At 68.5% G+C, this 24697-nt stretch carries 25 protein-coding genes and 1 riboswitch; of the genes, 11 read left to right on the top strand and 14 right to left on the bottom strand.

Annotation, left to right across the window (positions count from 1 at the left end; translation table 11 throughout):
• Window positions 1-3 precede the first annotated feature (3 nt).
• Window positions 4-1644 (bottom strand): M28 family metallopeptidase, encoded by a 1641-nt coding sequence (locus DM480_RS07775; protein ID WP_115380993.1) that lies wholly within the window; start codon window positions 1642-1644, stop codon window positions 4-6.
• A 259-nt stretch (window positions 1645-1903) separates the two neighbouring features.
• Window positions 1904-2518 (bottom strand): 30S ribosomal protein S4, encoded by a 615-nt coding sequence (gene rpsD / locus DM480_RS07770; protein WP_115378325.1) that lies wholly within the window; start codon window positions 2516-2518, stop codon window positions 1904-1906.
• Window positions 2519-2718: 200 nt separating this feature from the next.
• Between rpsD and DM480_RS07765 the strand changes: the two genes are divergently transcribed.
• Window positions 2719-3024, top strand: a complete 306-nt coding sequence (locus tag DM480_RS07765) for a chorismate mutase (RefSeq protein ID WP_115378324.1) — start codon at window positions 2719-2721, stop codon at window positions 3022-3024.
• A 114-nt stretch (window positions 3025-3138) separates the two neighbouring features.
• Here DM480_RS07765 and DM480_RS07760 read toward each other — a convergent pair whose 3' ends face one another.
• On the bottom strand, window positions 3139-3903 hold the full coding sequence (locus tag DM480_RS07760; RefSeq protein ID WP_115378323.1) for a class I SAM-dependent methyltransferase: 765 nt from the start codon (window positions 3901-3903) through the stop codon (window positions 3139-3141).
• 47 nt (window positions 3904-3950) lie between these two features.
• Between DM480_RS07760 and DM480_RS07755 the strand changes: the two genes are divergently transcribed.
• Window positions 3951-4943, top strand: coding sequence for an oxygenase MpaB family protein (locus DM480_RS07755; protein WP_115378322.1), 993 nt, complete (start codon window positions 3951-3953; stop codon window positions 4941-4943).
• A 4-nt stretch (window positions 4944-4947) separates the two neighbouring features.
• Here DM480_RS07755 and DM480_RS07750 read toward each other — a convergent pair whose 3' ends face one another.
• From DM480_RS07750 to DM480_RS07710, 9 genes are all read right to left on the bottom strand, one after another.
• A complete protein-coding gene (locus tag DM480_RS07750) occupies window positions 4948-5694 on the bottom strand; it encodes an SDR family NAD(P)-dependent oxidoreductase (protein WP_115378321.1) in 747 nt (248 codons plus the stop codon).
• Between the two features lie 78 nt (window positions 5695-5772).
• Complete coding sequence (gene gyrB / locus DM480_RS07745) at window positions 5773-8256, bottom strand: DNA topoisomerase (ATP-hydrolyzing) subunit B (protein WP_115378320.1); 2484 nt, start codon at window positions 8254-8256, stop codon at window positions 5773-5775.
• Window positions 8257-8409: 153 nt separating this feature from the next.
• Window positions 8410-9189, bottom strand: coding sequence for an OmpA family protein (locus DM480_RS07740; RefSeq protein WP_115378319.1), 780 nt, complete (start codon window positions 9187-9189; stop codon window positions 8410-8412).
• Window positions 9190-9279: 90 nt separating this feature from the next.
• Entirely contained in the window at window positions 9280-10335 is a 1056-nt protein-coding gene (recF, locus tag DM480_RS07735; protein ID WP_115380991.1) for a DNA replication/repair protein RecF, read from the bottom strand.
• Between the two features lie 30 nt (window positions 10336-10365).
• Window positions 10366-11145, bottom strand: coding sequence for a Coq4 family protein (locus tag DM480_RS07730; protein WP_115378318.1), 780 nt, complete (start codon window positions 11143-11145; stop codon window positions 10366-10368).
• 88 nt (window positions 11146-11233) lie between these two features.
• The gene (locus DM480_RS07725; RefSeq protein WP_115378317.1) at window positions 11234-12262 is read right to left on the bottom strand and encodes a methionine synthase; all 1029 of its coding nucleotides are present in this window, start codon (window positions 12260-12262) and stop codon (window positions 11234-11236) included.
• Window positions 12263-12308: 46 nt separating this feature from the next.
• Entirely contained in the window at window positions 12309-13286 is a 978-nt protein-coding gene (locus tag DM480_RS07720) for a putative oxygenase MesX (RefSeq protein WP_115378316.1), read from the bottom strand.
• A 126-nt stretch (window positions 13287-13412) separates the two neighbouring features.
• Window positions 13413-13635: riboswitch (cobalamin riboswitch) on the bottom strand.
• A 256-nt stretch (window positions 13636-13891) separates the two neighbouring features.
• Complete coding sequence (gene dnaN, locus DM480_RS07715; protein ID WP_115378315.1) at window positions 13892-15007, bottom strand: DNA polymerase III subunit beta; 1116 nt, start codon at window positions 15005-15007, stop codon at window positions 13892-13894.
• A 244-nt stretch (window positions 15008-15251) separates the two neighbouring features.
• Window positions 15252-15860: an outer membrane protein gene (locus tag DM480_RS07710; protein WP_115378314.1), complete on the bottom strand. Its 609-nt coding sequence runs from the start codon at window positions 15858-15860 to the stop codon at window positions 15252-15254.
• 139 nt (window positions 15861-15999) lie between these two features.
• Here DM480_RS07710 and DM480_RS07705 point away from each other — a divergent pair, with 139 nt between their 5' ends.
• The 6 genes from DM480_RS07705 to DM480_RS07680 all read left to right on the top strand — a co-directional run bounded on the left by DM480_RS07705 (window position 16000) and on the right by DM480_RS07680 (window position 20534).
• On the top strand, window positions 16000-16644 hold the full coding sequence (locus tag DM480_RS07705) for a histidine phosphatase family protein (RefSeq protein ID WP_115378313.1): 645 nt from the start codon (window positions 16000-16002) through the stop codon (window positions 16642-16644).
• A gap of 2 nt (window positions 16645-16646) precedes the next feature.
• Complete coding sequence (locus DM480_RS07700) at window positions 16647-17129, top strand: hypothetical protein (RefSeq protein ID WP_115380989.1); 483 nt, start codon at window positions 16647-16649, stop codon at window positions 17127-17129.
• 79 nt (window positions 17130-17208) lie between these two features.
• Window positions 17209-18099 carry an AraC family transcriptional regulator gene (locus tag DM480_RS07695; protein ID WP_232834164.1) on the top strand — a complete coding sequence of 297 codons (891 nt, stop codon included), beginning with the start codon at window positions 17209-17211 and terminating at the stop codon, window positions 18097-18099.
• A gap of 51 nt (window positions 18100-18150) precedes the next feature.
• Entirely contained in the window at window positions 18151-19359 is a 1209-nt protein-coding gene (rlmN, locus tag DM480_RS07690) for a 23S rRNA (adenine(2503)-C(2))-methyltransferase RlmN (protein WP_115380985.1), read from the top strand.
• The gene (locus DM480_RS07685) at window positions 19352-20110 is read left to right on the top strand and encodes a sulfite exporter TauE/SafE family protein (protein WP_310596132.1); all 759 of its coding nucleotides are present in this window, start codon (window positions 19352-19354) and stop codon (window positions 20108-20110) included. The genes rlmN and DM480_RS07685 overlap by 8 nt, the downstream gene beginning before the upstream one ends.
• Before the next feature lie 175 nt (window positions 20111-20285).
• The gene (locus tag DM480_RS07680) at window positions 20286-20534 is read left to right on the top strand and encodes a hypothetical protein (protein WP_115378312.1); all 249 of its coding nucleotides are present in this window, start codon (window positions 20286-20288) and stop codon (window positions 20532-20534) included.
• A 40-nt stretch (window positions 20535-20574) separates the two neighbouring features.
• Here DM480_RS07680 and DM480_RS07675 read toward each other — a convergent pair whose 3' ends face one another.
• The gene (locus DM480_RS07675) at window positions 20575-21204 is read right to left on the bottom strand and encodes a flavin reductase family protein (RefSeq protein WP_115378311.1); all 630 of its coding nucleotides are present in this window, start codon (window positions 21202-21204) and stop codon (window positions 20575-20577) included.
• A gap of 26 nt (window positions 21205-21230) precedes the next feature.
• Between DM480_RS07675 and DM480_RS07670 the strand changes: the two genes are divergently transcribed.
• The 3 genes from DM480_RS07670 to DM480_RS07660 all read left to right on the top strand — a co-directional run bounded on the left by DM480_RS07670 (window position 21231) and on the right by DM480_RS07660 (window position 24167).
• The gene (locus DM480_RS07670; RefSeq protein WP_115378310.1) at window positions 21231-21971 is read left to right on the top strand and encodes a cytochrome b/b6 domain-containing protein; all 741 of its coding nucleotides are present in this window, start codon (window positions 21231-21233) and stop codon (window positions 21969-21971) included.
• Window positions 21968-22714, top strand: a complete 747-nt coding sequence (locus DM480_RS07665) for a molybdopterin-dependent oxidoreductase (RefSeq protein WP_115378309.1) — start codon at window positions 21968-21970, stop codon at window positions 22712-22714. Before DM480_RS07670 ends, DM480_RS07665 begins: the two co-directional genes overlap by 4 nt.
• A gap of 211 nt (window positions 22715-22925) precedes the next feature.
• Window positions 22926-24167, top strand: coding sequence for an SAM-dependent methyltransferase (locus DM480_RS07660; protein ID WP_115378308.1), 1242 nt, complete (start codon window positions 22926-22928; stop codon window positions 24165-24167).
• A gap of 34 nt (window positions 24168-24201) precedes the next feature.
• Here DM480_RS07660 and DM480_RS07655 read toward each other — a convergent pair whose 3' ends face one another.
• Window positions 24202-24642, bottom strand: coding sequence for an EF-hand domain-containing protein (locus tag DM480_RS07655; protein WP_115378307.1), 441 nt, complete (start codon window positions 24640-24642; stop codon window positions 24202-24204).
• Window positions 24643-24697: the final 55 nt, after the last annotated feature.

Here is a 24697-nt window from a genome sequence, read left to right as displayed (position 1 = left end):
TCGTCACTGTGTCGCTCCTGCGCGGCTCTTGTCACGGATCGCGCGGAACTCGTCGCCCGGCACCCAGTTCGGCCAGTCGTGTCCGTCCGCCAGATCGCGCGCGATCATGTAATAGAGCTGGACGTCCTGCTCCACCCCGCGCCAGTCCCACTTGGGGTCATATTCGTCCTGAGGGGCGTGGTAACGATGTTCCTCGTAATCCTTCGCCGCCGCCGCGCCCGCCGCGCGGCCGCCGGTGACGAGGTCCTGGCCCGTTTCGAAATAGACCATCGGCACGCCGTGCTTCGCCAGGCTGAAATGGTCTGAGCGATAGTAGAAGCCCTTTTCCGGCGTCGGTTCGGGCGTCGCAGTGCGGCCCTGGCGCTTCAGCGCGGCGGCGAGATAGCGGTCGAGCTCCGACTTGCCCGGGCCGATGACGATCACGTCCTTCGACGGGCCGTACATCGCCAGCGCATCCATGTTCGCGCCGCCGACCGTCTGCGCCAGCGGATAGACTGGATTGTCACCATAATACGCGGAGCCGAGCAGCCCCGATTCTTCCGCGGTCAGCGCGACGAACACCATCGACCGGCGCGCCGGCCCCGCCTTGGCGTTCGCCTGCGCCAGCGCGACGAGCGCGGCGGTGCCGTCCGCGTTGTCGATCGCGCCGTTGCAGATGTCGTCGCCATTGACCGGCGTGCAGCGGCCCAGGTGATCCCAATGCGCCGACAGCAGCACATATTCGTTCGGCGCGGTCTTGCCCGGCAGGATGCCGACGACATTGTGCGACACCTGCTTGGTGATGGAATTGTCGAACGACACCGACGCCTTCACGCCGAGCGGCACGGGCCGGAAGCCCTTGACCTTCGCGGCGGCGGCGAGCTGGTCGAAATCCTTGCCCGCGCTGGCGAACAGCGCGCGCGCCTTGTCGAGCTGCATCCAGCCGTGCGCGGCGGTGTCGTCCATATGGCCGTTCGCGGCATCGGCGACATGCGCCGGCCCCGTGTTGCTGGAGCGGACGACGTTCCACCCGTAGGCCGCGGGCTCCGTCTGGTGGACGATGATGACCGCCGCCGCGCCCTGCCGCGCCGCTTCCTCATATTTGTACGTCCAGCGACCGTAATAGGTCATTGCGCGGCCGTTGAACGGACCCTTCAGATCCTTCGTCTGCCAGTCGGGATCGTTGATGAGGACGATCACCGTCTTCCCCTTCACGTCGAGGCCGGCGTAATCGTTCCAGCCCTTTTCCGGCGCGACGATGCCGTAGCCGGCGAAGACGACGTCGCTGTCCTTCACGTCGATATGCGGCGTGACGCGATAGGTGCCGACGACCATGTCGGCGCCGTAGGCGAGGCTGAGCGGGGTCTTGCCGCCGGTGATCGTCAGCGGCGTCACGTTCTTCGCGGTGATCTCGACCAGCGGCACGTCCTGCAGCCAGCTGCCCTTGTTGCCGGGCTTCAGCCCCGCCTTCTCGAACTGCTGCTGGAGGTAGGCGAGCGTCTTCGTCTCGCCCGCGCTACCCGGCGCGCGGCCCTCAAACGCGTCGGAGGAGAGGGTCTTGGTCACCTCCTTCATCGTCTCGACGGAGATTTGCGGCATCGTCTGCGCGAGCGCGGGGGTTGCGGCGGCAGCGACGAGGAGGGCGGCGAGAAAAGGACGGCGCATCAAGGACTCCGGCATGGCGATATGGCCGGTCTTGTGCCGCGCGGCAGGGTGGTTGTCCACGGTGGAGGCTCAGGCGCGTCGCGCATGCGAGCCCCGCGGTGCGTCATGCAGGGGATGGCCGGGCGGCGAGGCAACGAAAAAGGGCGGCCCCGAAGGACCGCCCTCTTCTTGAAACCTCGGGCCGACGCGGGAGTGAATCCCGCGTCGTCGGACGGCGCTTCCGGCGCCGCCGGCCGCCCGGCGGTGCAATTCCTCGCGTTTAGCGCGAGTAGAATTCCACCACCAGGTTCGGCTCCATCTTCACCGGATAGGGGACCTCGTCCAGCGTGGGCACGCGGACCAGCGTCACCTTGGCGGTGCCGTCGGGCGCGACATAGTCGGGGACGTCGCGCTCGGCGAGGCTCTGCGCCTCGAGCACCAGCGCCATTTCCTGCGCCTTCTTGCCCAGCGAGATCTCGTCGCCGATGTAGCAGCGGCGCGACGCGATGTTGCACTTCACGCCGTTGACGCGGATGTGGCCGTGGCTGACCAGCTGGCGCGCCGCGAAGATTGTCGGCGCGAACTTGGCGCGATAGACGATCATGTCGAGACGCTGCTCGAGCAGGCCGATCAGGTTCTGGCTGGTGTCGCCCTTCATGCGCGCCGCCTCGGTGTAGCAGGCGCGGAACTGCTTTTCGGTGACGTCGCCGTAATAGCCCTTGAGCTTCTGCTTGGCGCGCAGCTGCAGACCGAAGTCCGACACCTTGCCCTTGCGGCGCTGGCCGTGCTGGCCGGGGCCGTATTCGCGCTTGTTGACCGGGCTCTTCGGGCGGCCCCAGATGTTCTCGCCCATGCGCCGGTCGAGTTTGTACTTGGCGCTTGCACGCTTCGACATGTGTATTCCTTAGCAACGACAATGACGTATCCCGTGCCCGAAGGCGCGGGGGTGGTCCCGGTATCGCTCTGCTGGTCTCTGATGAGGGCAGGCCCGCCGCTTCACCGGGATGCGGGGGCGGTTGCGAAGGCGGCCGCGTAGCGGGCGGGCCGCGACAAGTCAAGCTGGACAGGTGCGCCCCGCCCCGGCACAGCGCGGCGATGACGACGATCCTGCCCGGCCCGGACTGTACCACCATGACCGAGGTGCGCGCCGGCGTCGACGCGCTCGACCGCGACCTCGTCGCGCTGCTCGCGCGCCGCTTCGCCTATATGGATGCCGCCGCGCGCATCAAGCCGGAACGCGGCCATGTGCGCGACGAGGCGCGCAAAGCCGCGGTGATCGCCAACGCGCGCGCCGAGGCGGCGCGGCTGGGCGTGCCGGACCATGTGGTCGCCGATTTGTGGGAGCGGCTGGTCGAGGCGTCGATAGCCTATGAACTGGCGGCGTTCGACCGGCGGGGGTGACGGCGACGCCCCCCTCGTCACCCCGGACCTGATCCGGGTCCCGCTTACTGATGACCGTACCAAAAAGCGGGACCCCGGCTCAAGGCCGGGGTGACGGGATAGAACGCGCCAGCCTCAGGGCTTCCTGAACTTGTAGACGAACTGGTCGGTGTGGCCGCGAATGCTCGGGTCGAACACCGGCTTGCTGTGGTCGTCCGCCGGGTTGGCGAGCACCTTGCTCTCGCCGGCGAAGCGGAACCCGACCGATTCGACCTGGCGGCGTACCAGGGCCGGATCGATGCGATGCTTGGTGCGCGTGTCGGCAAGGCCCGTGCCCGCCGCATCGGCATGGTCGATGATGACGTAGGTGCCGCCCTTCTTCAGCAGCTTGAACACAGCGGTGTCGAACGCGCGCAGCACGGGCTCGCCCGCGCCCGCATTGGGGACATCGTGATAATTCTGCACCGTCCAGAACAGGTCGACGGGCTGCGTCGCGGTCGGCAGGTTGGTCGGCTGCACCTCTGCGGTCACGTTGGCGAGGCCGCGTGCCTTGAGCGCGGCCACGCTCTTTTCCGCCCGCGCCGCGGCGGCGGCAGGCCAATAGGCGTAGACGTGCCCCTTCGGCCCGACGACGCCGCTGAAGATGCGCGTCCAGTAGCCGCTGCCCGGCAAGTAATCGATCACGCTATCGCCCGGCTTCGCCCCGGAAAAGGCGACGACCGCCGCCGCCTGGCGCCGCTCGTCGTCGCCCTGCTGGTCGGCGCGCGCGGGATCGGCGAGCGCGCGGGCGACGAGCGCGCTGGCGGGCCCTTTGACCACGGGCGCCTTCGCCGCCGGCCCCTGCGCCATCGCCGCACCGCCGAGCGCCGCGAGCGCTATCGCACCGATCCACCGCATCATCCGTCTCCGTCGCTAGTTTGGCGGCCGTGCTACACTAAATGATAGCCATGGGCGATATTCGCGACGCCATTCAGGGCCAAATCCATCGACTGGTCGGCTTCGGCGAGGGCGGCGTCGACCTGACGCGGCCGGCGGGCGACGACGGGCTGTTCGGACCCGCATCGACGGCGTGGCGGGTTCATTCCGATTTTACCGCGATGATGGCGGGCGGCGTCGCAGCCCTGCTGCTGCAGATGTTGCATCCCGGCGCGCTGGCGGGCGTGTGGGACCATTCGAACTTCCGCCGCGATATGCTCGGGCGGTTGCGGCGGACGGCGCAGTTCATCTCGGGCACGACCTATGGATCGACCGCGACCGCGGAAGGACTGATCGCCCGGGTGCGGGCGATCCACGATCGCGTCGCCGGCACGCTACCCGACGGCACGCCGTATAGCGCCAACGATCCCGCCCTGCTCACCTGGGTGCACGTCGCCGAGGTGACGATGTTCCTCGCGGCCTATCGCCGGTATCGCGATCCCGACATGTCGGCGGCGGAACAGGACCGGTATCTCGCCGAAGTCGCGATCATCGCCGAACGGCTGGGCGCAACCTGTGTGCCGCGGTCGCGCGCGGCAGTGGAGGCGTATTTCCGCGCCATCCGACCGCAGTTGCGCGCCGATCACCGCACACGCGAGGTCGCCCGCGCACTGCTGCGGCAGCGGCCCGCGAGCGCCGCGATGGCGCCGGCGCAGGCGCTGATGCTGGAAGGCGGCATCGCGTTGCTGCCCGAGTGGGCGAAGGCGATGCACCGGTTGGAACGGCCGCCGATCCACCGCCCCGTCGTCCGCGCGGGGATGGCGGGCGTCGCATCCGTGCTGCGCTGGGCGCTTACCACGGGTCGGCGAAGCGGGCGCGGGCACAATGACTCCCTAATCCTCCCCGCACGCGGGGAGGTGGCGGGCCGCAGGCCTGACGGGGGGACCTCCACGCAGCGAAGCGCCTGCGGATACCCCCCTCCACCAGCTGCGCTGGTCCCCCTCCCCGCAAGCGGGGAGGATTGACCGCTCACCCCTTGCGCGCCACCTGGAAGCCGGCGAACGACTGGCTGACCGGCATCAGCTCCAGCGAATTGATATTGAGGTGCGGCGGCAGCGTGGCGATCCACAGCACGGTCGCGGCGATATCCTCCGCCGTCATCGGATCCGCGCCGCCGTAGAGCGCGTCCGACGCCTGCTGGTTGCCGCCCGTGCGCACCAATGTGAACTCCGTCTCGACCATCCCCGGCTCGATCGACGCGACGCGCACGCCGGTGCCGGCGAGATCGCTGCGCAGGCCGAGCGTGAACTGCTTCACGAACGCCTTGGTACCCCCATAGACGTTGCCGCCGGTGTACGGATAGGTCGCGGCGACCGACGACAGGTTGACGATCCCGCCCTTGCGTTCGATCAGCGTCGGCAGCAGCCGGTGCGTGATCGCGACGAGCGCGGTGACGTTGGTGTCGATCATCGTGCGCCAATCGTCGAGGCTGGCGTCCTGCGCGGGCTTGGTGCCGAGCGCGAGGCCGGCGTTGTTGACGAGCAGGTCGATGCCCCGGAACGCATCGGGCAGCGCGTCGAGCGCCGCGGTCATCGCATCCGCATCGCGCACGTCGAAGGCGGCGGCGTGGACGCGGCCGTCGAACTCTCCGGCAAGCGCCTCGAGCCGGTCGGCGCGGCGACCGGTGGCAACGACATGCCAACCCGCGCCCGCGAGCGCGCGGACGGTGGCGGCGCCGATACCGGCGGTCGCGCCGGTGACGAGTGCGGTCTTCATCTTTGTCTCCTGTGGTCCGCGCGTAATCTTGGCTTTCCCCGTCACCCCGGACTTGATCCGGGGTGACGGGGAGGACGGTCAGACGTCGAGGTTGGCGACGTTCAGCGCATTGTCCTGGATGAACTCACGCCGCGGCTCGACCACCTCGCCCATCAACTGGGTGAAGATCATGTCGGCGGCCGACACGTCATCGCTGGTGACGCGCAGCATCGTGCGGTTGGCGGGGTCGAGCGTGGTTTCCCACAATTGCTCGGCGTTCATCTCGCCCAGGCCCTTGTAGCGCTGGATCGACAGGCCCTTGCGCCCCGACGCCAGGATCGCGTCGAGCAATTGCGACGGCCGCGCCACCCGCGATTCGCCGCGTGCCAGCGTGGTCGGCAGCTGCGCATCCTCGTCGGTCGGATCGTCCGACGCCTCCGCCTGCCCCTTCATCGGCACGAGCTTGCCCGCGGCGGCAAAGCTGTCCGCCTCTTCGCTCGCCAGCGTATGCAGCTTGCGCGCCTCCGCGCTCGCGAGGAAAGTAGCCTCGACGATGTGATGGTCGGTGACGCCGCGCCACCGCCGCTCGAAGTGGATGCCGCCGTCCTCGGTCAGCCGCGCGGTCCATTTCGCCTCGTCGTCGCCCGCATCGAGGCGACGCGTCACCTCTGCGACGCTCGCCGCGCGCTGGTCGCGCGTGAAGGTCGGGTCGAGCGCGCCGCCCAGCGCCAGCACCTCGATGATCGACGCGTCGTAGCGCCGAGGGACGTAGCGCATCAGCGTACGCATCCGCCGCGCATGATCGACGAGCGCCTTGAGGTCGCTGCCCGAGCGCGGGCCGCCCGCGGTCTCGAACACCATTGATCCCACGCCCGCCTCGACCAGATAGTCGTCCAGCGCGGCATCATCCTTCAGATAGACTTCGGAGCGCCCGCGCGTCGCCTTGTACAGCGGCGGCTGCGCGATGAAGAGGTGCCCGCGCTCGATCAGCTCGGGCATCTGGCGATAGAAGAAGGTCAGCAGCAACGTGCGGATATGCGCGCCGTCGACGTCGGCGTCCGTCATGATGACGATCTTGTGGTAGCGCAATTTGTCGGCGTTGAAGTCGTCGCGGCCGATGCCGGTGCCCATCGCCTGGATCAATGTGCCGATCTCCTTCGACGAGATCATCCGGTCGAAGCGCGCGCGTTCCGTGTTGAGGATCTTGCCGCGCAAGGGGAGGATCGCCTGGAAATGGCGGTCGCGGCCCTGCTTGGCCGATCCGCCGGCCGAATCGCCCTCGACCAGGAACAGTTCGGACTTGGCAGGGTCCTTTTCCTGGCAGTCGGCGAGCTTTCCGGGGAGCGAGGCGATGTCCATCACGCCCTTGCGCCGCGTCAGCTCGCGCGCGCGCTTCGCCGCCTCGCGCGCCGCGGCGGCATCGATGATCTTGGCGACGATCGCGCGGGCGTTCTGGGGATTTTCCTCCAGCCAGTCGGCCAGTTTGTCTGCGATCAGCGATTCGAGCGGCTGGCGGACTTCCGAGGATACCAGTTTGTCCTTGGTCTGGCTGCTGAACTTCGGATCGGGCAGCTTGACCGAGACGATCGCGGTCAGCCCCTCGCGCATGTCGTCGCCGGTCAGCGTCACCTTCTCTTTCTTGAGCAGGCCCGACTTGTCGGCATAATTGTTGAGCGTGCGGGTCAGCGCCGCGCGGAACGCCGCGATGTGTGTGCCGCCGTCGCGCTGGGGAATGTTGTTGGTGAACGCCAGGACGTTCTCGTAATAGCTGTCGTTCCATTCCAGCGCGACGTCCATGCCGATCGCGTCGCGTTGACCATGGATGGCGATGGGTTCGGGAAACAGCGGCGACTTTGCCCGGTCCAGCCACTTCACGAAGGCGGCGATCCCGCCTTCGTAATAGAGTTCGACCGTCTTGGGTTCTTCGTGCCGCGCGTCGGTGAGGAACAAGCGCACGCCCGAATTGAGGAAGGCGAGCTCGCGATAGCGGTGTTCGAGCTTGTCGAAGTCGAATTCAGTGATCTTGAACGTCGCCGGGCTGGGCAGGAAAGTGACGCGCGTCCCCTTCTGGCCCGGCTCCGCCTTGCCCACCACCTTGAGCGGAGCGACCGCATCGCCATGCGCGAAGCGCATGTAATGCTCCTCGCCATCGCGCCAGATCGTCAGGTCGAGGAATTCCGACAGCGCGTTGACCACCGATACGCCGACGCCGTGCAGGCCGCCGGACACCTTGTAGGCATTATCGTCGCTGGTGTTCTCGAACTTGCCGCCCGCGTGCAGCTGGGTCATGATGACCTCGGCCGCGCTGACGCCCTCTTCGGGGTGGATGCCGGTCGGGATGCCGCGGCCGTTGTCGGTCACGCTGACCGACCCGTCGGCGTTCAGCTGGATGTCGATCCGGTCGCAATGACCCGCCAGCGCCTCGTCGATCGCATTGTCGCTGACCTCGAACACCATATGGTGGAGGCCCGATCCATCGTCGGTGTCGCCGATATACATGCCGGGCCGCTTGCGCACCGCGTCGAGGCCCTTCAGCACCTTGATCGAGGAGGCGCCGTATTCGCTATTCTGGGGTTCTGCCATGCGGCCGATATAGGGATCGGACGGCTGTAACGAAAGCGAAATGCCCCGATATCGCCGTCATCCCGGGCTTGACCCGGGGTCCCGCTGCCTTTCTGTCGAAAGAAGCGGGACCCCGGCTCTCCGGCCGGGGTGACGGTGACCTGCGGCTGCCCGTCAGTAGCGCGCGAATTCCGTCGCGCGGCGGCCGAGCAACGTCACCTCGACACGGCGGTTCTGGCGCATGCCCGCCGCGGTCGCATTGCTGGCGACGGGGTCGCGCTCGCCATGGCCGACGACGCTGAAGCGCGCGCGGGTGACGCCCATCTGGTCGAACGCCATCCGCACGCTGGCAGCGCGGCGTTCGGACAGGTCCTGATTATGCGCATCGGTGCCGCGGCTGTCGGTATAGCCGTCGATTGCGACGCGCACGCCCGGATTGGCGCGCAGATAGGCGGCAAGCGGACGCAGCTTCTCGATCGCGCCGGGGCGCAACCGGTCGCTGTCGGTCGCGAACAGCACATCCTCCTGCAGCGTCAGCGTCGCGCCGCGCGGCGTCTGGCGGAAACCGTAATCGTGCATCGCGCGGCGATCCCAGCCGCCCGCCGGCGCCCCGCGCTCGATCACCGTCGTGCGCTCCTCCACCACCACCGGGCGGCGCGCATCCCAATCGAACCGGTCGCGGCGCGGGCCGGCAACCTCGGCAAAGGCGCGGTTGGCGGCGTCCGCCTCGCGCGGGGAGATGATACCATCATGGTCCCAGTCGAAATTGCGCATCACGAATGCACGGCCGCGCGGGTTCATCCGCAATTCTGGAAAGAGCATGCGCACGCCGGGGCCGACGAGGCGATAGGGGCGGTCGCCCGGACCCCAGTCCCAGCGCCCCTGCGCGCCGGCGGGCGTGGCGAAACCGGCGACCAAAGCGGCGGCGGTCGCGGCGGTGATCAGCATCTTCATGGCGTTTTCTCCTTCGAATCCCCGCTCTCTGCCGGGGCGAAGTGGGCCAAACGCCTTGAACTTGCGATGAGTCGCATCGACAGGCGGCGTTCAGCCGCCGCCCAGCGCGACGCGGGTCGCCTCCGCCCCGATCGCGTCGAACAGCGCGGGCTCGGTGCCGGTCATCCACACCTGCCCGCGCCCCGCCAGCCGTTCGAACAAGGCGGCGCGGCGACGCGGGTCGAGATGCGCGGCGACCTCGTCGAGCAGCAGCACGGGTGCGCGGCCGACGCGCGTCGCGACGAGTTCGGCATGCGCGAGCACGATCCCGAGCAGCAGCGCCTTCTGTTCGCCCGTCGACGACAGCGCCGCCGCCTGCCCCTTGCCCAGATGCGTAACGACGAGGTCGCTGCGGTGCGGACCGGTCAGCGCGCGCCCCGCCGCCGCATCGCGCGCGCGGCCGGCGCCGAGGTCGGCGCGCAGGCGATCCGCATCCCCCTGCCACCCGTCGAGCGCCAGGCCGGCGCGCGCGAACGGCCCCTCCGGCTGCGTCGCCAGCGCCTCGGCGAGCACATCGACGGTGTTGCGCCGCGCAACTTCCACCCGCTCGCCATGCTCCGCCATCTGCCCCTCGAGTGCGCCGAGCCAGGCAGGATCGGGACGCGCATCCTCGGCCAGCAGGCGGTTGCGCGCGCGCATCGCCGCCTCGTAGCGCGCGGCATGCTGGGCGTGCGACGGCGCGAGCGCCAAGGTCAGCCGGTCGAGAAAGCGTCGCCGCTCGCCCGCCGGTTCGACGAACAGACGGTCCATCGCGGGGGTCAGCCACAGCACGGTGAGCCATTCGGCGAGCGCATTGGCGGTCGCGCCCGTGCCCTGAATGCGGACCAATCGCCGCTCGGGCGCGCCCGCCAGCGTCCCCGTCGCGAGGTCCACATCCTCGCCGCCCAGCATCGCGGCGACACCGAACCCGCCCGGCCCGTCCTGCCGCGCCATGTCGGCGAGCGCCGCGCGGCGCAGGCCGCGGCCGGGCGCGAGCAGCGACACCGCCTCCAGCACGTTGGTCTTGCCCGCGCCATTCTCGCCCGTCAGCACGACGAACCCGGGACCGGGCGTCAGCACCAGCGCGGCATGGTTGCGGAAATCCGTGAGGGCGAGGCGCGACAGCATCGCGTCCGCGCCTAGCAGCATCCGCGGCGCTTAGGCGAGCGCGGCGGCGCGTTCCTTCATCGCACTGGCGTAGGACGACAATTGGTCGCCCAGCGCGATCTGCGCGTGCCGGTAGGCGAGCGGTTCGGCGATACGCAGCCGGGCACGCGCCGCATCGAGCGGCTCGTCCATCAGCGCCTCGTAATCCTCGCCGAGCAGCCAGTCGGCGCGCTTGCCGTTGCGATAGCCCTCGAGCACCGCCTTCGCGAACAGGTGATTCTTGGTCACGAACAGCGACTTGAGCGCCGCACCGCCCGCGATGAACGCCCAGCCGAGCCCGCGCGTCTGGGCGTAGGAAAAGGCGACGAGACACGCCTCGCCCATCGTCTCGTCCGCCTTGTAACCGGTGAGGACGTGCCAGATGTCGTGCACGTCGCGCGTGCGCCGGCCCATCCAGGCATAAGGGTGGACGACGTCGATCTGGTCGGCATCGAGGCGACTCACCTCGACCAGCCCGTCGGCGGAATAGCCGGTGGTGGCGAGGAAGTCGCGATAGGCCGCGCCGACGGTGCCCGGCGCAAACGTCGCGACCCAATCGCGGTCGGAAAAGCGCTGCGCCAGTTCGACCCGTTCATAGGCCATGCGCCCGCCCTCGCTGGTCGCGAGCAGCCGGCCATAGGCACGTGCGGTGTCGCCGACGTTGAGCGAGCGCATGATGCGAAACACCTGGCCCGTGTCGTCGCCGTTGGCGAGCAGCTTGCCGAGCGCATCGAAGGCGGTGCGCCACGCGCGGCGACCGGTGGTGCCGGGGAAGGGGGGAAGCTTGGCCATGGGGACTTGCGACTCCTACTGACAATGATGTCAGTATAAGAAACTTCGGCGCGAAGACAAGTCCCGCCGCACGCCGTTCGCGCGCGGATCAGTGCATCAGCTCCGCGCGCACGATCGCCGCCCCCGCGCCCAGCGCCGCCAGCTTGCCACGCGCGACCGCGCGCGACAGCGGCGCCATGCCGCAATTGGTCGCAGGATAGAGCTTGTCGGCGTCGACGAAGCGCAACGCGGCGCGCAGCGTCTCGGCGACCTCTTCGGCGGTTTCGATCGTGTCGGTCGCGACGTCGATCGCGCCCACCATCACCTTCTTGCCGCGGATGAGCTCGAGGAGGTCCATCGGCACGCGCGCATTGCGGCATTCGAGCGAGACGATGTCGATGGCGGACTTCTGCAGATTGGGGAAGGTCCGCTCATATTGGCGCCATTCCGGGCCCAGCGTCTTCTTCCATTCGGTATTGGCGGCGATGCCATAGCCATAGCAGATGTGCACCGCCGTTTCCGCGGTCAGCCCCTGCGCGGCGCGTTCCAGCGTCGCGATGCCCCAGTCGTTCGCCTCGTCGAAGAAGACGTTGAAGGCGGGCTCGTCGAACTGGATGATGTCGACGCCCGCCGCCTCCAGCTCGCGCGCTTCCTCGTTCAGGATCCGCGCGAATTCCCAGGCGAGCTTTTCGCGGCTGCCGTAATGCGCATCGTATAGCGTATCGATCATCGTCATCGGCCCGGGCAGCGTCCATTTGATCGGCTGGTCCGTCTGCGCGCGCAGGAATCTGGCATCCTCGATGAAGACCGGCGCGGGCCGCGCGACCGCGCCGACGACGGTCGGCACGCTGGCGTCGTAGCGATCGCGGATCCGCACCACCCGGCGCGCGTCGAAATCGACGCCGCTCAGATGTTCGATGAAGGTCGTGACGAAATGCTGGCGCGTCTGCTCGCCGTCGCCGACGATCGTGATGCCGGCGCGCCGCTGGTCGTCGAGCGCGAGGCGCAGCGCGTCCTGCTTGCCCGCGGCCAGTGCCGCACCCTCCAGCTTCCACGGCGACCAGAGGGTCTCGGGCTGCGCGAGCCAGGCGGGCTTGGGCAGGCTGCCCGCGGTCGTCGTCGGCAACAATATGGTCATGATGCAAAGATCCTGTCGGTGTTCGAAAGCGGTCAGCGGCCAGCTGTCAGCGGCTGGGGGTCGCGGACCAGCGCGCCAGCGCCGCGCCGTGCGGCACGATCAGATGGTCGCGCGCATAGCGGCCCTGCTCGACCGCGAGCCGGCTGCGCTCCTCGCGATCGTAGACAATGCGGGTCAGCGAATAATCCTGGTCGGTCAGGCTGGGTCGATAGCGTTCCGCCGCGACCGAATTGGCGTTGTAGATTTCGGGGCGGTAGATTTTCTGGAACGTCTCCATCACCGCGATCGTGCTGGCGAGTTCGAGGGTGCCGTAATCCCCGACAAGGTCGCCGATGTGGTAGAAAGCGAGCGGCGCCGCGCCGTGCGGCGGCATGAAATAGCGCGCCGTCATCCCCATCTTCGCGAAATAGTCGTCGGTCGTCGAACGCGTCTGCGCCCGATATTCCACGCCCAGGATCGGATGCACGTTCGCGGTGCGGTGATACATCTCCTTGCTCGACACGCTAAGGCAGATGACCGGCGCCTTGTGGAAGCGCGTGCGGTAGGCGTCTGAGTTCAGGAAATGCCTGAACAGATTGCCGTGCAGCTCGCCGAACCGCGCCGGCGCCCCGCCCGCTTTCTGGTGATCGGGCAGGACGATGCTGAAATCGTAATCGCGGACGTAGGAGGAGAAATTGTTGCCGACCATGCCGTCGTGCACCGTGCCGGTGGTGCGGTCCGTGACGCTGGTGTGCAGCATCTCGATCAGCGGAAAAGCCGGATCGGCCGCGTCCGTCCCGATCCGCAACGCCGCGGATACGATGGTCAGCGCCACCGCATAACGATCGCCGGCCGGATTGTCCCAATGCATCAGCGCGTTGAACCGGCGATCGATCATCACCAGCGTGTTGCGCAGATTGTCCCGCCGGCGCTCCCCACGCGCCAGATTGGCGAAGTTCGTGGTGACGCGCGTCGCGTCGGCCGGGCGATAATCCTCGTCGAAGGGAATGGTGCCGATCGTGAACGTGAACCCGCTATCCGTCATGACTCACCTGCTGTTGCGGGCGGGGATCGGGCAGGAGCACGCATGGCGGGGATCGCCCCGGATGGCGGCGCGCACCCCGGGCTTTCGCGTCACGCGCGATCCACCGGAGGAACCCCCGTCCGAGGAACGTTATGGCGTCGAAAGGCAGGTCTCCTGGCTCGCGGGTCGCTGCGGTGGCTCCGGCCTTCCCGGGCTCGTTGCAAAGCCCAGTGACACGAAATGGAGCCGCCGCTCACCGCTTACAGTTGCGGGGGCAGCGCCGGACTCTGTCCTCGAAGGACACCACCGGCTTCCCGTCTTAGCCCCATCGCCATGCCTGGGATGGGGAACCTCGACCCGCCAAGTGAACACCAGCGCACCGCCGCTGTCAACCACGATATAAAGATATCCTTATATCTTTATATCGTGGTCTGGGCACGCACATGCGGGAGCGCGGCGACGCCGCGCCCAGGATGCGAGAGGTTGGTGAAGGGCGAGCCCATGCGGGCGAATCGCCAGGGACCCCTTAGGGTCGCAGCCGGTCAGCGCCGTAGACCACAGCGTCATGCCCGGCGGGTCCGCCCGGGCGCCGCTCGGCCTCCGCAGACACCGCCGGGCGGACAGCGTCAGACGCGCATCGGCATCAGGACATAGAGCGCGGGCGCCTTGTCGTTCTCGCGGATCAGCGTCGGCGCCGCGGCGTCGGCCAGGTGCACCTCCACCGTGTCGCTGTCGATCTGGCCGAGGATGTCGAGCAGATAGCGACTGTTGAAGCCGATCTCGAACGGCAGCGCGGTATAGTCGCCGGGGACTTCCTCCGCCGCGGTGCCGTTCTCCGGGCTGGTCACCGACAGCGTGATCCGGTCGCGGTCGAGCGCCATCTTCACCGCGCGCGTCTTTTCGGTCGCGATCGTCGAGACGCGATCGACGCCTTCCATGAAGCTCTTGGGATCGAGCTTCAGGATTTTGTCGTTCGCGGTCGGGATGACGCGGCTGTAATCGGGGAAGGTGCCGTCGATCAGCTTCGACGTCAGGATCGCATTGCCGAGGTCGAAGCGGATCTTGGTGCCCGACAGCGACACGCCGACCGAGCCGTCGACCTCGTCCAGCAGCTTGCGCAGTTCGGCGACGCATTTGCGCGGCACGATCACGTCGGGCATGCCCGCCGCGCCCTCGGGCCGCGGCAACGTGACGCGCGCGAGGCGGTGGCCATCGGTCGCCGCCGCCTTCAGCACCGGCTCGCTACCGTCGTCGGCGACGTGGAGGAAGATGCCGTTCAGATAGTAGCGCGTTTCTTCGGTCGAGATGGCGAAGCGCGTCTTGTCGATGATCTGCTTCAGCGTTTCGGACGGGATTTCGAACTGCGTCGGCAATTCGCCTTCCGCGATCACCGGGAAGTCGTCGCGCGGCAACGTGCCAAGGCTGAACCGCGCGCGGCCCGCAACGATCGTCATCCGGCCTTCCGCGGCGGTCAATTGCACCTGCGCGCCCTCGGGCAGCTTGCGCGCGATGTCGAACAAGGTGTGCGCCGACACCGTCGTCGCGCCCGGCTGATCGACCGCGGCCTGCACCGATTCGTTGATCTGCAGATCGAGGTCGGTCGCCATCAGCCGGAGCGCGCCTTCCGCCGTCGCCTCCAGCAGCACGTTCGACAGGATGGGGATGGTGTTGCGGCGCTCCACCACCGACTGGACATGGCTCAGCCCCTTGAGGAGCGTCGCGCGTTCGATCGTCGCCTTCATGATAGTAAACCCCCGTCCCCCGCAACCGGGGCGTGTTCGTCGATAGCTCTACCCACGAAAAAGGGGTCGGAGCAAGCACTCCGACCCCTCGGGCGATTCCGGTTAACAGCGCGTTAGCGCCCTGCCCGCCGAAGCGGCGCGGATCGGCGCCTTCATCTTGCGGTGCCGGCCCGCTCCCCTCCCGGCCACCCATCAGGATACGATGTGGGTGGCCGGGAGGGGAGCGGGCCGGCACCGCCCTCACTTAGAAACGCATGCCGACGCCCGCGACGATCTGGTGGCGATCGGCGTCGATGTCGTAACTGCCGACCGAGCCGTTGGCGCGGCCGTAGTTCGAATAGCGGTATTCACCCTTGATATAGGTGTTCGACCCCATCTGATGCTCCAGCCCAGCGCCGAGGCGGAAGCCATCGAGGTCGGTGTGGTCGCGTACCTCCGTGGTGCCGCTGGTATAGCGCGTGTCGATGCGCGCGTTGGTGTAGCCCCCCTTGGCATAAGCCAGCGTCGTCGGGTTGAGCGGTACGCCGACGCGCGCGCCGAGGTAGACGTCGCGGCCCATGCCGACGCGGAAACGGTCGCCCTGGTTGACGAGGTTGCTGGTACGCGTGTCGGTGGTCGACCCGGTCAGCTCGCCCTCTGCGCCAACAACCAGATTGTTGAGCCGCACGTCGTAGCCGACGCCGCCGCCATAGACGACGCCGTCGCTGGTGTCGTGGCCGTCCTTCAGCGCGTCATAACCCGCGACGCCTTCGATGCGCAGGCCGGTGAACGGCGCGCCGGTGGTCTGGGCGGCGGCGGGTATCGCGCACAGCGTCGTACCGGCAGCCACGGCGGCGATGATGAGGGTACGCATGACTTTACTCCTTTACTGACAGGCCACGGCAGAAGCCGCGGCGGACGGCTCCAATGGGCCAGTGACGCTGTCGTTGCATGAACCGCAGCTAAACGCGCAAAGCCGTTGCCTTTCGGCCACAGGCGGGCACACAGGAACCATGACGCCAGACACCACCACTCGCCGCGGCCGCGACTTCATCGCCCGCCACGGCGAAACGGTATTCAACGCCGCACGCCGGCTGCAGGGCGATACGCCGCACACGCCGCTGACCCGTGCGGGTTTCGCGCAGGCAGACGAGATCGGCCTTGCGTTGCGCGACCTGCTGGGCGCGCGACCGGCCCTCACCCTGTGGGCATCGCCGACCGGCCGTGCGCTGCAGACGCTGGCGGTGATCGCGGAGCATCTCGAGCTCGACTGGCACGCGACGCGCACCGATCCGCGTCTGACCGAGATCGGCATGGGCAGCTGGGGCGGGCGTTATTACGCCGACGTGACCGGCGAGGTCGGGCCCGTCGTCACCCCCGACGGCCTGCTGCGCCCCGCCGCCGACGGCGAGGACTATCGCGCAATCGCCGCGCGCGTCGGCGGCTGGCTGGCGGACACGCACGACGACCGCGGCGACCGGCTGGTCATCAGCCATGGCATCACCAGTCGCGTGCTGCGCGGGGTGATGACGGACGCACCCGCGCATCCGGATTTCGGGCCGCCGATCGCGCCCGGCCTGCCGCAGGGCTCGCTGGTGCTGGTCGAGGGCGGGCGCGAGACGTTGGTCCACCGCGGCACGGGTCACGCACCCGCGTGAGCATCCGCACGCTCCGGCACCTGCTCCCGGTCCTGCTGCTGCTCGCCGCGCCCGCGGCGGCGCGCGAGACGATCGGCGTGTACAAGGGCTGGGGCGCGTTCCGCGACGCCGCGCCCGCGCGCTGCTACGCGATCGCACGGCCGGCGCGCGCGGGTGGACGCGGCGACGGCTGGGCGAGCGTCGCGACCTGGCCAGGCCGTCCGTTGCGCGCCTCGCTCCACGTCCGCCTGTCGCGCGCGCGCGACCGGTCCGCGCCCGTCACGCTCAGCGTCGGCGAGCGGCGCTTCGCGCTCGTCGCCAACACGCGCGACGCCTGGGCCGCCGACGCGCCGAGCGACCGCGCGATCGTCGCCGCGCTGCGCAGCGGCCGCAGCATGAGCATCGAGGCGCTCGCCCCCGGCGGCGCGCCCTTCGCCGACGTCTACCTGCTGGCAGGCGCCGCGACCGCGATCGACGCCGCCGGGCTCGGCTGCGTCGGGCGTTAGCGGGCGCGACAAAGGCAAGATCGGTCGAGCAGGAGCACATCTGGCCGCCTATCGCCGGTCACGCCACGACACGGGGGACATGATGCAGGAGGAGGCGGCACGCCGCTATCGCGACCGGATGCTGCGGGTGCTCGATCATATCGATCGGCATCCCGACGCCGACCTGTCGCTGGCGCGGCTGAGCGCGCTTGCCGCCTTTTCGTCGCATCATTTTCACCGCCAGTTCGCCGCGTTCGTCGGCATGCCGCTTCACCGCTACGTCCGCCTGTCGCGGATCGCGCGGGCATCGCACCGGCTTGCGTTCCGCGCGGGCACAGCCGTCACCACGGTCGCGCTCGATGCGGGCTATGACGCGCCCGATGCCTTCGCCCGCGCCTTTCGCGCGCAGATGGGCCAGGCGCCGGCGGCATTTCGCACTGCACCGGACTGGGCGGCGTGGCAGGCGGCGCTTGCGCCGCTGTCCCAAGCCAGGAGCCGAATGATGACCACCTACACCGCTGCCGACGTCGCCATCGTCGATTGCCCCGCCGTGCCCGTCGTCGTCCTCGAACATCGCGGCGATCCCGCCCTGCTCGGCGAGGCGATCCGGCGCTTTATCGCCTTTCGCAAGGCGCATCGCCTGCCGCCCGCGCGCCACGACACGTACAATCTGTTCCACACCGATCCGAAAACGGTCGCGCCCGCCGACCATCGCTTGGACCTTGCGGTCGCGACCGATCGCGTCCCCGATTCGGAGGCGGAGGCCGCCGGTTTCATACGCGATGCGATCCCCGCCGGCCGCGCCGCGATGCTGCGCGTCACGGGCGGCGATGCCGCGCTCGAGGCGGGTGCGACCTTCCTCTACCGCGACTGGCTGCCCGCCAGCGGCGAGGCGTTGCGCGATGCGCCGCTGTTTGGCCGGCGTCTTACCTTCGTCCCCGACGTGCCGGAGAGCGAGGCGGTGATGGAACTGTACCTGCCGCTCGCTTGAGCCGAACGGCCGGGAGTGGAAATCCCGGCCGTTTTCGCCTATGTGGCGGACATGCTGACAGTGTCGTCCCCGCCCATGCCCATTCCGGGCCATATCGATCCTGTGCCCGTCCCGCGCGCACCGACGCTGCGTGAGGACGGACGCGTCGACCTGATCGGCCTGTCGAAGGAGCAGCTGCGCGAGACGCTGGCCGAGGCGGGGATGGACGCGCGGCAGGCGAAGCTGCGCGCCAAGCAGATCTGGCATTGGCTGTACAATCGCGGCGCGACCGACTTCGCGCAGATGACCGACATCGCCAAGGCGCAGCACCCGTGGCTGACCGAGCGGTTCGTCATCGGCCGCCCCGATGTGGTCGAGGCGCAGGTGTCGAACGACGGCACGCGCAAATGGCTGCTGCGCTCGCCCGACGGGCAGGATTACGAGATGGTGTTCATCCCGGACGCGGACCGGGGGACCTTGTGCGTGTCGAGCCAGGTCGGCTGCACGCTCAACTGCCGCTTCTGCCACACGGGCACGATGCGCCTCGTCCGCAACCTGACGCCGGGCGAGATCGTGGGCCAAGTTATGCTCGCCCGCGATGCGCTCGGCGAATGGCCGAGTCAGCCGGAAGGCCGCCTGCTCACCAACATCGTGATGATGGGCATGGGCGAGCCGCTCTACAATTTCGATGCGGTGCGCGACGCGCTGAAGCTGGTGATGGACGGCGACGGCCTCGCGCTGTCGAAGCGGCGCATCACGCTGTCGACCAGCGGCGTCGTGCCGATGATGGCGCGCGCCGGCGCGGAGATCGGCGTCAACCTCGCCGTCTCACTCCATGCCGTCACCAAGGACGTGCGCGACGAGATCGTGCCGCTCAACAAGAAATACGGCATCGAGGAATTGTTGCAGGCGTGCGCCGACTATCCCGGCGCCAACAACGCGCGGCGCATCACGTTCGAATATGTGATGCTGAAGGACAAGAACGATTCGGACGCGGATGCGCGCGAACTCGTCCGCCTGCTGCGCCAGTACGATCTGCCCGCGAAGGTCAACCTTATCCCGTTCAATCCGTGGCCCGGCGCGCCATACGAATGTTCGACGCCGGAGCGGATCCGGTCTTTCTCGAACATCGTGTTCGAGGCGGGGATTTCCGCCCCCGTGCGCACGCCGCGCGGCCGCGACATCGACGCCGCTTGCGGCCAGCTGAAGACCGCCGCCGAGAAGAAGAGCCGCGCGCAGATGGACCGGGAAGCCGAGGAAAAGATGGCCGCGCTTGGCTGAGTTAGCATCGCTCGCGCTGGCGGGCGGCGCGGGCGTGCTGGGCGGCGCGATGAACGCGCTCGCCGGCGGGGGGTCGTTCGCGACGATGCCGACGCTGATCGCGCTCGGCCTGCCCTCGACACAGGCGAATGCGACGAGCAACGTCGCGGTACAGCCGGGCGCGATCGCCAGCGCCTGGACCTATCGCGCCGGGCTCGCGCCGATCGGCGGTGCGCCGATCCGCACACTGTCGGTGGTGACGTTCCTGGGCGGCCTCCTCGGCAGTCTGTTGCTGGTGGGGACGCCGGCGCGCGCGTTCGACGTCATCGTGCCATGGCTGCTGCTCGCCGCGACGATCGCCATCGCATTGGGCAGCCGCGCCGCCGACTGGGTGGCGAGCCGTTTTCGCGCCGGGCCGCGCGCGGTGATGACGGGGCAGGCGCTGCTCGGCGTCTACGGCGGCTATTTCGGCGGCGGCGTCGGCATGATGCTGACCGCGATGTGGGGCGTGCTGACCGGCGCGCATCCCGCGATCCTCGCCGCGCCGCGCACGCTGATGCTCGCGGTCGCCAATACGGCGGCGACGATCGTCTTCGTCGCGTCGGGCATGGTCGCGTGGCGATACTGCCTGCCGATGCTAGTGGGATCGATCCTCGGCGGCTGGCTGGGCGCGCTGGTCGGCACGCGGTTGCCCGCCTGGGCGATCCGCGGCTGGACGTTGCTCGTCACCGCGACGACGACCGCGGTCTTCTTCTGGCGCGCCTACGGCTGACGCGACTCCGCTGCCCGCCGCGCTTGCGCAGGATGCAAGCGGCGACGCCTCCACCGGGGGCGCAATTGTACCGAACCGGCTCCGCCATGGAGCCGTCGTCATGCCGGCGGCGCGACCTGCCGTGCGATCATGCCCCCGCCGGACCGCTTTGGCCGGTTGTGAACAGGGGAATGTCATGGTCGATTTCACACAGGAAGAACGCCTCCGGATCGCGCAGGCGCTGGCCGACGATATGGGCGGCGAAAATACAAAGGCGGTGGATGCCGCCGCGCTGGGCGCGGATCCCAAGCAATTGTTCTGCCAGAACTGGCCGCTGGTGAAGACCGTGCTCGGCTATATCAAGCCGCTGCTGCCCGCGCCGATCGGCTGGGTGATCAGTGGCCTGATCGCCGCGGGCGACATCCTGCACGGCAAGATCTGCTGAACGACGGGGTGAAAGGGAGCGGTGGCGCCGCCACTCCCTCTTATCCTCGCCCGTCACCCGGGCGCCGCATCCTGAACAGCGCGTCCTCGCCGATCTCGAAATAATCAGCCGGTCCGCCGCCGCGCAGGATCGGGCGGGCGCGCGCGGTCTGGTAGACGCCGCCCTCCAGCATCGCCGTATCGATGTGGATGCCCACCGCCTCGCCGATCACCAGCCACTGGTCGAGTTCGCGCCCCTCCTTCGTCTCCAGCCGGATGAGCTGGGTCAGCCGGCATTCGAACGATGCGGGGCTCGCCGCGACGCGCGGCGGCGCGATCAGGCGCGAGGGTGCCGTCGCCAGCCCGGCAAGCGTGAATTCGTCGACCTCCGCCGGCACCATCGCGGCGCTGGCGTTCATCGCCTCCGCAAGGGCGCGCGTCGCGAGGTTCCAGGTGAATTCCCGCGTCGCGGCGATGTTGGCGACGCTGTCCTTCCACCCCATCGACGAAAAGGCGATCAGCGGCGGCGCGTAGTTGACGAGGTTGAAGAAGCTGTAGGGCGCGAGATTGGCGACGCCGTCTTCGGAAAGGCTGCCGATCCAGCCGATCGGCCGCGGCGCGACGATCGCATTGAGGGGATCGTGCGCCAGGCCGTGACCGGCGCTGGGCTCGTAGAAATGCCATTCGGTCATGCCGCATTAGATGCTACACATGGATCATGGTTCCGCCAGCCCCCGATGCCGCGCCATCCGCCCCCCAGGCTCCGCCGCCGCCCGGCACGCTTATCCGCCGCCACGCGGTCGCCACGCGGCTGTGGCATTGGACCAACGCGATCGCCTTCTTCATCCTGCTCGGCTCCGGGCTCGGCATCTCGAACGCGCATCCGCGGCTCTATTGGGGGCGCTATGGTGCGAACTTCGATCATGCCTGGGCGACGTTGCCGCGGTTCCCGGCGTGGCTGACGATCCCCTCGAGCTACAACCTCGCCATCTCGCGCCGCTGGCATCTGTTCTTCGCGTTGGTTTTCGCCTTCGGCCTCGCCGCCTTCATGGTCGCGAGCATTGCCAACCGGCATTTCCGCCGCCTGCGCCTGACCCGCGCCGATGTCAGCCCGGCGCATCTTGCCGCCGACGTACGCGACCACTGGAACTTCCGCTTCCACGACGCGCGTGATCCGGGCGCGTACAACAGCTTGCAGAAATGGAGCTACATCCTCGTCCTGTTCGTGGCGCTGCCCGCGATGATCCTGACCGGGCTCGCGCTGTCGCCGGGGATGGATGCGGCGTGGCCGTGGCTGCTCGACGTCACCGGCGATCGCCAGTCGGCACGATCGATCCACTTCATCGCGGCAAGCCTGCTCGGCGGGTTCGCGGTGGTCCACCTGGTGCTCGTCATCCTGGCGGGCGCGGGCAACGAATTGCGCTCGATGCTCTCCGGCTGGTGGAAGGTGCCCGAATGATCCTGCAGCGACGCAACATGCTCGTCGGCGGCGCCGGGTTGCTGCTCGCGGGCTGCGACAAGGTGATCCAGCAGCCCGCGGCGCGGCGTATCCTGTTCGCGGGCGACGACATGCACAAGGGGCTGCAGCGCGCGCTGATGGACCGCGGCGCGCTCGCCCCCGAATTCCGTCCCGACCAGATGTCGCCGATCTTCCGCGCCAACGGCACGCGCGATCCCGGCACCCCCGCTTATGCCGCGATGGTCGCCGACGGCTTCGACAGCTATCGGCTGAAGGTCGGCGGCCTCGTCGACCGGCCGTTGTCGCTCCGCCTGTCCGATCTCGCCGCCATGCCCGCGCGCACGCAGATCACGCGCCACGACTGCGTCGAGGGATGGAGCGCGATCGGCCAGTGGCAGGGGCCGATGCTGGGAAATGTGTTGCAGGCAGCGGGGATGCGGCGCAGCGCGCGATACGTCGTCTTCACCTGCGCCGATCTGTACAACGGCCAGCCCTATTACGAATCGATCGACACGGTCGACGCTTTCCACCCGCAGACGATCCTGGCGCTCAAGATGAACGGCCGGCGGCTGGAGGTCGCGCACGGCGCGCCGGTCAGGCTGCGCGTCGAGCGCCAACTGGGCTACAAGCACGCCAAATACGTGACCGGCATCGATGCGGTCGCCAGCCTCGACGGCATCGGCAAGGGCCAGGGCGGCTATTGGGAGGATAACGTCGATTACGACTGGTATGCAGGGATCTGACGCGGGTCGTCCTTTTTCCATCGTCGCCCGGGACCTGATCCGCGGTCCCGCTTTCGCGGCCTGAGATGAAGCGGGACCTCGGCGCTACGGCCGGGGTGACCGAAGTAGGTGGTCGGCCGCCTCACGCAGGCGGACGACCAGGATAAAATAGGCGTAACCCTTACCAATGTCGGTTGCGTTTCGCCCCACCGGGTCGTTACGGACGCAGACCATGGCGCTGATCGACACCTTCCTCCGCCGCGCCGTCACCCGCGGCGAACTGACCCTCCACCGGCCCGGACATCCGCCCGTCACCTTCGGCACTCCCGACGCCGATCTCGGCCATGTCGTGCTGCGTTTCCACGACAGCGGCGTCACCCGCCGCATCCTCGCCAACCCTTCGCTCGGCGCGGGCGAATCGTACATGGACGGCAGCCTCAGCGTCGATGGCGACGACATCATGGCGCTCGTCCGGGTGATGACGAGCAACGATCCGTGGGAAGCGGGGCAGGACCGGCTGGGCGCATCGGCGCCCGCGCGCGCCGCCGCCGCGGTCAAGCACCGGATCGACCGGGTCAACATGGAACGCCGGTCGAAGCGCAACGTCGCGCACCATTACGATCTGTCGGCGCGGCTCTACGACCTGTTCCTCGACAAGGACAAGCAATACAGCTGCGCCTATTACACCGATCCCGCCAACCCGCTGGAACAGGCGCAGGGGGACAAGCTGGCGCATATCGCCGCCAAGCTCGCGATCCGGCCGGGGATGCGCGTGCTCGACATCGGCTGCGGCTGGGGCGGCATGGCGCTATACCTCAACCGCAAATTCGGGGTCGAGGTGCTGGGCGTCACCTTGTCGGAGGAACAGCTGAAGATCGCGCGCGAACGCGCCGCCGCGGCGGGCGTCGCCGACCAGGTGCGCTTCGAGCTGATCGACTATCGCCGGGTGGCCCCTGAAACCCATGGCGGCAAGTTCGACCGCATCGTCTCGGTCGGCATGTTCGAACACGTCGGCCCGCCGCAATACCGCACCTTCTTCACCAAGTGCCGCGACCTGCTGACCGCGGACGGCGTCGCGCTGGTCCACACGATCGGGCGGCTCGGCAAGCCCGGCGTCACCGACGACTGGACGGCGAAATACATCTTCCCCGGCGGCTACAACCCCGCTTTGTCGGAGGTGATGACCGCGTTCGAGGGGCTGCGCCTGTTCCTGACCGACGTCGAGGTACTGCGACTGCACTACGCCTACACGCTGCATGAATGGTATCGCCGCACCGTCGCGGCGCGGGATGCGATCGTCGCACTCTACGACGAACGCTTCTACCGCATGTGGACCTTCTACCTCGCCGGCGCGGCGATGGCGTTCGAGAATGGCGGCATGTGCAATTACCAGATCCAGTTCTCGCGCAGCCGCACCGAACTGCCGATCACGCGCGATTACATGATCGAGGGCGAGCGGGCGCTGCGCAGCTGATTCCGCCCCGGCCCGCCGGGGGGGGACTCGCGGGTCAGCGCCCCTGCGGCGCGGCCCCCTTCGGCCCGTCGATCACCGCGGCGCGCGCCGCGGCACGTTCGTCGAGGCTGATGACGCCGTCGTGGTTGAGGTCGTAGCGCGAGGCGATCGCGCGGAACAAACCCTGCATCTCGTAGAGCGAGACCTTGCCGTCGTGGTTGGCATCCGCCGTGGTGAACCAGCGGTCGGCGAACATCTTCGCCTGTTCGGGCGGCATCTTGGTCTTGCCGACGTCCATCCGCGCGACGCGCGCGCCGATTTCCTCCCGGCTCAGGAAACCGTCGTGGTTGGTGTCGGTGCGGTCGAACTCGGCGCGGATGCGCGGATCGACCTTCGCCGCCGCGCCCTTCGCGGCCGGGCTCTTCGCCGGAGTCTTGTCCGCCGCCAGTGCGGGCGTTGCGACGAGGAGCAGGGGGATAAGGACGATCGGACGCATGGGCCACTTTCGAAAAGCTGCGAAGAACATGGGGTCGGCGGCGACCCGATGCGCC

This window comes from Sphingomonas sp. FARSPH (genome assembly GCF_003355005.1).
Classification (GTDB): domain Bacteria; phylum Pseudomonadota; class Alphaproteobacteria; order Sphingomonadales; family Sphingomonadaceae; genus Sphingomonas.
Note: the sequence above shows the minus strand (reverse complement) of the source record. Positions and strands in the feature narration are given on the sequence as shown.